This window comes from Enterobacter soli, from assembly GCF_964208575.1.
GTDB classification, from domain to species: domain Bacteria; phylum Pseudomonadota; class Gammaproteobacteria; order Enterobacterales; family Enterobacteriaceae; genus Enterobacter; species Enterobacter soli_A.
Genome location: NZ_CAXOFU010000043.1, coordinates 1 through 4,377 on the forward strand (window position 1 = coordinate 1; position 4,377 = coordinate 4,377).

Consider the following 4,377-nt stretch of genomic DNA (forward strand, 5'->3'; position numbering starts at 1 on the left):
TACCGAGCGCGTAGGTCGGGTAAGGCGTAGCCGCCACCCGACAAAACCTCAGCGCAAAAGTGCGCAGTCCGGCGGCAAACGGCACTGCAATGCGCCCGGCAGGACCTCGATGCGGAACTGCTCCCCGTTCAGCGGCTCGCCGTCGAGGTTGAAGGTCATGCCGTGCGGGGCGTTCACCTCAAACCACGCGGATTGCCCGTCGACAATATTCGGGCTCTCCTGTGGCTGGGTGAGGGTGGTGAACAGCGCCGGCAGCAGCCCGTCGCCGGTGAAAATACGCAGCTGCAGCTGCCCGTCGTTGATCAGCGCTTCCGGGCACAGCTGCTGCCCGCCGCCCGCCTGGCGACCGTTGCCGATACCGATCACCAGCGCGTCCCCCTGCCAGTGAAAACCTTCCCCGGAGATTTCGCAGCGGTCCGGCTTCAGGGTATCCATGCGCATCAGGCCGTGGATCAGATAGGAAACCCCGCCGAGCGCGGCTTTAAGCTTTTCCGGCGTTTCGCTGGTAATGCGCGTGCCAAACCCGCCCGTCGCCATGTTGATAAAGCAGGTTTTATCATTCACCTGTGCAATATCTACCGCGGTGGTTTTGCCAAGAATGGCGAGCTGGAGAGCTTTGCCTAAATCCTCCGGGATCCCCGCGCTGGTGGCAAAATCATTCGCCGTGCCGAGGGGCAAAATCCCCATCGCCGGACGTTCTGCCGCGCTGAGCTTAATCAGCGCGGAGGCGATCTCGTTGATAGTGCCGTCGCCGCCGCCGGAAATAATGGTGTCGACGCCTAACGCAATGCCTTCATCGATATAGCGCGCCGCATCGCCCTTTTCCCACGTCACGCGGACGTGAATACGTGCGCCGTCGCTTCGCAGATCCGTAATCGCCTCACGCAAAATATCGTTACCGGCGCTCTTGCCGTTCAGAATCAAAAGACTGTCTGGATAGGTTGCCATCCGCTTTGCTCCCTTTTTTAGCTCTGTTAAGAGTGTATCTCAGGGACGATAAAAGCGGGTAAGAACAGGACGAATCTTGTGCATGCCTTGGGTTTTTAAATTTTTAACTCACTATTCAACGCCTTTTAAATCACACACAATTTTATTTAATCTAACAAAATTTGTGAAACCTACAATTATCAACCAACCTATTGCCATCAGTACGATTATAAGCCCGGCGAGAATTTTCTTATCGATTGCTTCAGAATGGATTGCATCCTGTAATTCAGCTCTAAGGTCAGCGTCATTCGTTGTGATATAAGTACATGCATCTTTGAGGTGCTGAAAAGATGTTGCATCTTCAATGATTTTAAGACAATCAGTCTTGTTCCAGGAATTATTATTCTTCTTATCATAGACTCGATGTTTAGATATGTATAATTTTTCGCTATTACCGGCATTGTATGTGACATACCCTGCTTTCATGTAAGGTGCATCATAGAGGATGCCAAGAGCGGTCAAAATGAAAAGAATGCCAAAAAGCGTGGTGCTAACCGAATCCAGACGCATCGTTCGCTTGACACCCACTGCGCCAAACCAAGCGGTAAAACGCAATGTCGAACGTTCAATCTTTCCTTCGCTTAGAGCCCTGGATATTAATTTTGCATCTTCAGTAGAGGCAACTCTTACGCCATTCTTCAGTCTGAATAATTGCTGATTATAAAGCTTTTCATCATATTCCACATATTCTTTATCAGAATATTTAATGCGGAATAATTTCAAAATTATCCCGGTAAAGAAACTAACGCTAGGCAATTTCATGAAAATCAATATCGCTAAAAAGAATATTATATAAACTTTGTAGTCACCAAGTGCTTCAACAATATAGTCACTCATCTTTCAAGAACCTTTTAATAATTCAATTAAGGAATCGTCATTCATTGTACAAGGATTTTACATGCGCAGTATCAAACTGGTTCTGATGGTATGGCAACTCCTTTTTGTCTGTGTCGCAACTGACACTTGGAAGAAATTTGCGATACAAAAAATAAGCCCGCGTAAGAGCATCACAGTGTGACGGTCGATAATCATCACAATTACGATTTTAACTTATTGAATTTATTGTCTTTGTTGAGTGTGGCGGTTTGTTGCGTTTTGTGATTTTTTTATCGTCACAAAATTTGTTCAGCTAAATCATATGGATAAGGCATGTTTTTATTGGGGCGTTGTGACAGTTTTCCGATGGCTGACTAAAAAAGGTTGGGGGGATTAACATCTGTGCAAAAAAAGCCCCTTAACCGAGGCGCTTTTCTTATTCTTCGTCTTGTTTGGGTTTTACCACTACTGCCGCCAGCTTGTCGATCAAACGTTCGCACGCTTCAACGTCCTTCAGGCTACGTAACTTGACCCTGGCTGTTTGCGGCACTTCATCACGAGTACATAAGCTCAACTCAATTTCTACGTCGTTCCGGTTCAATAATCCCATAATAACCTCTGCAAACTTCCTTGCCTGCGTGGTCAGTTCAAAGATGAAATCAAGTTTATTCGGGGCTTTGGCGGAAAAGCAAACTGTATGTCCGGCATCAAAGCCATTGCTTTTAAAGTACTCTTCAACCGAGCCGGTGAGTTCAGGAGGGCAAACAAGTTGGACGCCAGCAAACTGTGACTGGTGAAGGGGTTTTCCTTTTAGTTCCTGCATAATTTCTCCAATGCAAAAAACCCGATTAACGGGGTTTAGGTTGTTGATGTGGTCGATAGATGGACACTGAATGAAATAAATCCTTTTATTTCATTGTATTAAAACAAAAAAATAAGCCCGCGTAAGGGAGATTACGCAGGCTAAGGAGGTGGTTCCTGGTACAGCTAGCATTTATGGGTTATGTTTTTCAGCGGGGGGATAATACCCCTATTGAACGAAGCGGTATGTGATCCGATTCTAAGAATTATCCCTGGCTGAAAAAATTTCCCTGGTTGACTATTTACTGTGCGGATTACGGGTGTTTTCGCCTTCGAAATTACGCATCAGCAGCGCAAATTCCAGATCCACCTCTTCCGGCACCGGCAGCCACACGACGTGACCGTCGCCCGGCGCGACGTCAATCGCCTCGCCTTTCTTGTTTTCAAGATGCTCCAGGCGGAAGTTCATGTTGCCCTGCGGGGTCATCAGCTCCAGGCTGTCCCCTTTGGTGAACTTGTTCTTCACCGCAACCGCGGCCAGCGGGCCTTTACGCTCGCCGGTGAAGTCGCCGACGAACTGCTGGCGCTCGGAGATGGAGTAGCCGTGCTCGTAGTTCTGGTAGTCGTCGTGGGTGTGGCGACGCAGGAAGCCTTCGGTGTAGCCGCGGTGCGCCAGCCCTTCGAGGGTTTCCAGCAGGGAGGTGTCGAACGGCTTACCGGCTGCGGCATCGTCGATGGCTTTGCGGTACACCTGCGCGGTGCGGGCGCAGTAGTAATAGGATTTGGTGCGGCCTTCGATTTTCAGCGAATGAACGCCCATCTGGGTCAGACGCTCTACGTGGGCGATGGCGCGCAGATCCTTGGAGTTCATGATGTAGGTGCCGTGCTCGTCTTCAAAGGCGGTCATGTACTCGCCCGGACGCTTGGCTTCTTCAATCATAAACACGCTGTCGGTCGGTGCGCCTACGCCCAGCGTCGGCTCAACGTTGGTCACCGGGATCGGCTCGTGCTTGTGGACGATGTTGCCGATATCGTCTTCTTTGCCTTCCTGGACGTTATATTCCCAGCGGCAGGCGTTGGTGCAGGTGCCCTGGTTTGGGTCACGCTTGTTGATATAGCCGGAGAGCAGGCAGCGGCCGGAGTAGGCCATGCACAGCGCGCCGTGAACGAAGATTTCAATTTCCATATCCGGCACCTGAGTGCGGATCTCTTCGATCTCTTCAAGGGACAGTTCGCGGGATAAAATCACGCGGGTCAGCCCCATCTGCTTCCAGAATTTTACCGTCGCCCAGTTCACGGCGTTGGCCTGAACGGAGAGGTGAATGTCCATCTCCGGGAAGTTCTCCCGAACCAGCATGATTAAACCCGGGTCTGACATGATCAGCGCATCCGGCCCCATTTCAACGACCGGCTTAAGGTCGCGGATGAACGTTTTCAGCTTGGCGTTGTGCGGCGCGATGTTCACCACCACGTAGAATTTTTTGCCCAGCGCGTGCGCTTCGTTAATGCCGAGCTGGAGGTTCTCGTGGTTGAATTCGTTGTTGCGCACGCGCAGCGAGTAGCGAGGCTGGCCCGCGTAAACGGCATCGGCGCCATAGGCGAAAGCGTAACGCATATTTTGCAGCGTTCCCGCCGGGGAAAGGAGTTCCGGTTTAAACATGTTTGTTCTCGTTCTGATGACAGGTCAGATCGCTTGCACCAGGTGCAGCGCTAAGGGGAGATCCCCCACATTAAGGGCGGGCATTGTAGCGCTGCGGGGGAGGGAGGTAAAGT

4 protein-coding genes are annotated in these 4,377 nt (G+C 50.6%); all 4 read right to left on the minus strand.

Annotation, left to right across the window (positions count from 1 at the left end; genetic code table 11):
* Positions 1-48: 48 nt before the first annotated feature.
* Positions 49-948, minus strand: a complete 900-nt coding sequence (yegS, locus tag AB6V08_RS23115; protein WP_368545096.1) for a lipid kinase YegS — start codon at positions 946-948, stop codon at positions 49-51.
* A gap of 111 nt (positions 949-1,059) precedes the next feature.
* The gene (locus AB6V08_RS23120; protein WP_368545097.1) at positions 1,060-1,824 is read right to left on the minus strand and encodes a hypothetical protein; all 765 of its coding nucleotides are present in this window, start codon (positions 1,822-1,824) and stop codon (positions 1,060-1,062) included.
* 415 nt (positions 1,825-2,239) lie between these two features.
* Complete coding sequence (locus tag AB6V08_RS23125; protein ID WP_368545098.1) at positions 2,240-2,626, minus strand: hypothetical protein; 387 nt, start codon at positions 2,624-2,626, stop codon at positions 2,240-2,242.
* 276 nt (positions 2,627-2,902) lie between these two features.
* Positions 2,903-4,264: a prephenate-dependent tRNA uridine(34) hydroxylase TrhP gene (gene trhP, locus AB6V08_RS23130; RefSeq protein WP_368545099.1), complete on the minus strand. Its 1,362-nt coding sequence runs from the start codon at positions 4,262-4,264 to the stop codon at positions 2,903-2,905.
* Positions 4,265-4,377: the final 113 nt, after the last annotated feature.

What these genes read in the sequence shown, in the direction of transcription:
- trhP (WP_368545099.1), bottom strand. Translation starts at nt 4,264, where the DNA reads ATGTTTAAACCGGAACTCCTTTCCCCGGCGGGAACGCTGCAAAATATG.
- AB6V08_RS23120 (WP_368545097.1), bottom strand. Translation starts at nt 1,824, where the DNA reads ATGAGTGACTATATTGTTGAAGCACTTGGTGACTACAAAGTTTATATA.
- yegS (WP_368545096.1), bottom strand. Translation starts at nt 948, where the DNA reads ATGGCAACCTATCCAGACAGTCTTTTGATTCTGAACGGCAAGAGCGCC.
- AB6V08_RS23125 (WP_368545098.1), bottom strand. Translation starts at nt 2,626, where the DNA reads ATGCAGGAACTAAAAGGAAAACCCCTTCACCAGTCACAGTTTGCTGGC.